5 protein-coding genes and 1 pseudogene are annotated in these 4790 nt (G+C 67.8%); 5 read left to right on the plus strand and 1 reads right to left on the minus strand.

The annotated features are described in order from the left end of the window. The first annotated feature begins 189 nt into the window (after positions 1 to 189). Together prfB and ACRDP3_RS24405 are read left to right on the plus strand one after the other, a co-directional pair. A complete protein-coding gene (prfB, locus tag ACRDP3_RS24400; protein ID WP_431519151.1) occupies positions 190 to 1308 on the plus strand; it encodes a peptide chain release factor 2 in 1119 nt (372 codons plus the stop codon). A gap of 215 nt (positions 1309 to 1523) precedes the next feature. Then, positions 1524 to 2210, plus strand: coding sequence for an LPXTG cell wall anchor domain-containing protein (locus tag ACRDP3_RS24405; protein WP_431519152.1), 687 nt, complete (start codon positions 1524 to 1526; stop codon positions 2208 to 2210). 142 nt (positions 2211 to 2352) lie between these two features. On the opposite strand, the gene ACRDP3_RS24410 is transcribed toward ACRDP3_RS24405, so the two are convergent. Beyond that, the gene (locus ACRDP3_RS24410) at positions 2353 to 2547 is read right to left on the minus strand and encodes a hypothetical protein (RefSeq protein WP_431519153.1); all 195 of its coding nucleotides are present in this window, start codon (positions 2545 to 2547) and stop codon (positions 2353 to 2355) included. A gap of 310 nt (positions 2548 to 2857) precedes the next feature. Here ACRDP3_RS24410 and ftsE point away from each other — a divergent pair, with 310 nt between their 5' ends. The 3 genes and pseudogenes from ftsE to ACRDP3_RS24425 all read left to right on the plus strand — a co-directional run. Next, complete coding sequence (gene ftsE / locus ACRDP3_RS24415) at positions 2858 to 3547, plus strand: cell division ATP-binding protein FtsE (RefSeq protein ID WP_431519154.1); 690 nt, start codon at positions 2858 to 2860, stop codon at positions 3545 to 3547. Between the two features lie 42 nt (positions 3548 to 3589). Then, positions 3590 to 4501 carry a permease-like cell division protein FtsX gene (ftsX, locus tag ACRDP3_RS24420; RefSeq protein ID WP_431519155.1) on the plus strand — a complete coding sequence of 304 codons (912 nt, stop codon included), beginning with the start codon at positions 3590 to 3592 and terminating at the stop codon, positions 4499 to 4501. A 68-nt stretch (positions 4502 to 4569) separates the two neighbouring features. After that, positions 4570 to 4790 (plus strand): annotated as a pseudogene (locus ACRDP3_RS24425) (hypothetical protein); the annotation flags it as partial.

A 4790-nucleotide genomic window follows, 5' to 3' on the forward strand; every position in this document is an offset into this window, starting at 1 on the left:
CCGTCGGCGTGGGCGGCTGGCTGGCCACCTCCGGTGACGACGGCGCCACCACCCAGCCCGCGCCCGCGGTCGAACGCCCGCAGGAGCCGTGACCGCCCCCCCCCGCCCGGGTCGTCCCGGGCCGTGCGGGGCCCTGCCCGGGACGACCGGGCAGGGATCGGGACAACCGTCAGCCGTTAGGGTGGAGGCGTGGCAGTCGTCGATGTTTCCGAAGAGCTGAAGTCCCTCTCCTCCACCATGGAGTCGATCGAGGCGGTGATCGACCTCGACAAGCTGAGGGCCGACATCACCGCGCTCGAAGAGCAGGCGGCGGCTCCCGACCTGTGGGACGACGTGGATCACGCGCAGCAGGTCACCAGCAAGCTGTCCTACCTCCAGGGGCAGCTGCGCAAGGCCGAGGAGCTGCGCTCGCGGATCGAGGACGTCGAGGTGCTCTTCGAGCTCGCCGACAGCGAGGACGACGCCGACGCCCGCGGTGAGGCGGAGACCGAGCTGGAGTCCGTACGCAAGGCCGTGGAGGAGCTGGAGGTCCGCACCCTGCTCTCCGGTGAGTACGACCCCCGCGAGGCCGTCGTCAGCGTGCGCGCCGAGGCGGGCGGCGTCGACGCCGCCGACTTCGCCGAGCAGCTGATGCGGATGTATCTGCGCTGGAGCGAGCGCAGGGGCTACCCGACCGACGTCTTCGACATCAGCTACGCGGAGGAGGCGGGCATCAAGTCCGCCACGTTCTCCGTCAAGGCTCCCTACGCCTACGGGACGCTCTCCGTCGAGCAGGGCACCCACCGCATGGTCCGCATCTCGCCGTTCGACAACCAGGGGCGCCGGCAGACCTCCTTCGCCGGCGTCGAGGTGCTGCCCGTGGTGGAGCAGGTCGACCACATCGACATCCCGGAGAACGAGCTGCGGATCGACGTCTTCCGTTCCTCCGGGCCCGGCGGCCAGTCGGTCAACACCACCGACTCCGCGGTCCGGATGACCCACATCCCGACGGGCATCGTCGTCTCCTGCCAGAACGAGAAGTCCCAGATCCAGAACCGCGCCGCCGCCATGCGCGTCATGCAGGCGCGGCTGCTGGCCCACCGCAGGGTGGAGGAGCAGGCGAAGATGGACGCCCTCAAGGGCGACGGGGGCAACTCCTGGGGCAGCCAGATGCGTTCGTACGTGCTGCACCCGTACCAAATGGTGAAGGACTTGCGGACGGAACATGAAGTCGGCAATCCGCAGGGCGTTCTCGACGGTGATATCGACGGCTTCCTCGAGGCGGGCATCCGCTGGCGCAAGCAGCAGGAGCAGCACGATCAGGCGTGATTCCGGTCGCAATCCGGTGAAGTAATGGCCCTACACGGGCAATTCACACAGTCCTCGCTTGACGCCTGTGTGAAAAATGGGAAAGCTGTCCGCTCGGCATGCCTGTGTCAGGGGCGCGTGCGGGGACGAGGACAGTCCGTGTCCCGACAGTGGCTCCGCAGCCCAACACACAGCTGCTCCATTCAAAGTGAATAACTACTGGGGGTAGTTGGCCAATGATCAATTCCAAGACGCGGCTCCGTGTGGCACGCGTTGCTGCCGGTGCTGTGTTCGCCGTCGGTGCCTCGCTCACCGCCGCAGGTGCCGCGCAGGCCGCGCCTGGCGACTCCAGCACCCAGAGTGGCGAGCAGGGTCTCCTCGGCGGCATCATCGGCGGCATCATCGGTGGTGGCGACGGCGGTGCTTCCGGCGGCGAGACCGACGGTGGCACCACCACCGAAGGCACCACTGGTGACACCACCGACGGTGGCACCACCGCCGACGGCGGTACCACCACCGATGGTGGTTCCACGACGACCGACGGTGGCACCACCACCGACGGCGGTTCGACTACCGACGGTGGTTCCACCACCGATGGCGGTTCCACCACCGGCGGCAACAGCGGCGGCGGTGACACCGGCGGTGGCGAGGAGCCTGCCACCATCGGCGGTTCCGGTGGCGGCGACGACACCGGCACCTGTGAGCTGAACGAGTCCAGCGTGAACTGCGAGGGCGGCAACACCGACCCGGACAGCGCGGGCAGCCAGCCGGTCGAGCAGGAGCCGCAGGGCCCGAAGGAGGAGCTGGCGGACACCGGTTCCACCGAGACGACCTTCCTGCTGGTCGGTGCCGCGACCATGATCGCCGGTGGCGTCGGCTTCCGCATGATGCCGCGCATGATCAACCGTCGTACGGCCGCCTGACGCCCGTACGTCCGCGGAGCGCCGCAGCACACCTGGGCGACGCACGCAAGCGAGGGGCCCGGAACTTCCGTTCCGGGCCCCTCGAGCTTGCAGAATGTGTGTGCGTGTGCGTGCGGGTGGGCGACTCGCTGTCGCCGTCCGGCTACGCCGCGACGACCCGCTCGGCCAGCAAGGCCACCGCGATCAGCGTCACCAGCAGCGTGAAGAGCGCGACCGGGGAGAGATTCGCGAGCGGCGACTCCCGGTACACGCGCTCACGGTGCGCACGGCAGACGGCGCAGCGCCCTTCGCTCACCGGGCCCGCGCAGTTGGCACACACCAGTCGGTCGCATGTCATGCGAACTCCTCTCAGTCTGCCAACGACGCCCCGGAGTCATTCGTTCCCCAAGGGTGCTCACCCTCCACTGTGCCAGCTTCCGGCCCCGCCCGCAGCGGGCATCCCGGGCGTTGCCGGAGTTGCGGAGCCGGTGGTGCCTGCTTTGTGCCTACGGGTAATGTGACGAAACCCACCAACACCGGACGCCGACTGCGCACCACGTACCGGTTCGCGTAAGGTCACCCACCGTCCCCCAGCTACCGCTGGGAGGTGCCCCCAGGGAGCCGACCGTGGCTTCCGCTGCCCCTACCCAGGTCGACGTGGTGTATCCGTGATCCGATTCGACAGCGTCTCCAAGTCCTACCCCAAGCAGAACCGCCCGGCGCTCCGTGATGTCTCGCTGGACATCGAGCGCGGCGAGTTCGTGTTCATGGTGGGCTCATCCGGCTCCGGCAAGTCCACCTTCCTCCGGCTGATCCTGCGCGAGGAGCGGGCCAGCCACGGCCAGGTACACGTCATGGGCAAGGACATGGCGCGGCTGTCCAACTGGAAAGTGCCGCAGATGCGCCGCCAGTTGGGCACCGTCTTCCAGGACTTCCGGCTGCTGGCCAACAAGACGGTCGGCGAGAACGTCGCCTTCGCCCTCGAGGTCATCGGCAAGTCGCGCGGCCAGATCCGCAAGACGGTCCCCGAGGTGCTGGACCTGGTCGGTCTGGGCGGCAAGGAGGAGCGGATGCCCGGCGAGCTCTCCGGCGGTGAACAACAGCGGGTGGCGATCGCCCGCGCCTTCGCCAACCGCCCGATGCTGCTGATCGCCGACGAGCCCACCGGCAACCTCGACCCGCAGACCTCCGTCGGCATCATGAAGCTGCTGGACCGCATCAACCGCACCGGCACGACGGTGGTGATGGCCACCCACGACCAGCAGATCGTCGACCAGATGCGCAAGCGGGTCATCGAGCTGGAGCGGGGCAGGCTCGTGCGTGACCAGTCGCGCGGCGTCTACGGCTATCAGCACTGAGCTCTCCGAGCCGCTGAGGCAGCAACACACTGAAAGGACGCCATGCGCGCCCAGTTCGTATTCTCGGAGATCAGCGTCGGTCTCCGCCGCAATCTCACGATGACCTTCGCGGTGATCGTGTCGGTAGCCCTGTCGCTGGCCCTCGCCGGCGGTTCCCTGCTCGCCCGCGAGCAGGTCAGCACGATGAAGGGCTACTGGTACGACAAGGTCCAGGTGTCGATCTACCTCTGCAACAAGAACGACGCCCAGTCCGACCCCAACTGCGCCAAGGGCGCCGTCACCGCGCAGCAGAAGGACCAGATCAAGACCGACCTCGCGAAGCTGCAGGTCGTCGACAGGGTCTTCCACGAGTCGTCGGACCAGGCGTACAAGCACTACCAGGAGCAGTTCAAGGACTCCCCGCTGGCCGACTCGCTCACGCCGGACCAGATGCAGGAGTCCTACCGGGTCAAGCTCAAGGACCCGACCAAGTACCGGGTGCTGCAGACCGCCTTCTCCGGCAGACAGGGGGTGCAGGAGGTCCAGGACCAACGGAACCTGCTGGAGAACCTCTTCAATCTGCTCAACGGCATGAACATCGCGGCACTCTGTGTGATGGGGCTGATGCTCATCGTCGCCCTGCTGCTGATCGTCAACACGGTCAGAGTCTCCGCGTTCAGCCGACGGCGGGAGACCGGGATCATGCGGCTGGTCGGTGCCTCCAGCTTCTACATCCAGATGCCGTTCATCCTCGAGGCGGCGATCGCCGGCCTGATCGGATCGGGTATGGCCTGCGTGCTGCTGGTCGGCGGCAAGTACTTCCTGATCGACAGCTGGCTGGCGGAGAAGATCGCTCTGATCAACTTCATCGGCTGGGACGCGGTGCTCAGTGTGCTGCCGCTGCTCATCACGGTGGGTGCTTTGATGCCCGCCCTTGCGGCGTTCTTCACGCTTCGCAAGTACCTCAAGGTGTGACGCACGACGCGGGCACCGTACGGCCAACACCCCGTGCGGCGGCCCGCGTCTGGCCTAGACTCCGCATCATGTCGGACTCGTGGTATTCCGCCCCATCCCCCGACGACGACGGGGGAAGCACCCGGCGACTGCGCCGCGGTGCGGGTCTGGCACTGGTCTTCGCGAGCGTGCTGGCGACGGGCGCCGCGACCGGTGCCTGGGGTGACGTAAGGGCCCTCGCGGGCTCGCCGGAGATGACGGCGGGCCAGGTTCCCGTGGGCGCGGACCTCGGCGGCGGTGCGCACCGCGC

Source organism: Streptomyces sp. (genome assembly GCF_050698815.1).
In the GTDB taxonomy this organism is placed as follows: Bacteria; Actinomycetota; Actinomycetes; order Streptomycetales; family Streptomycetaceae; genus Streptomyces.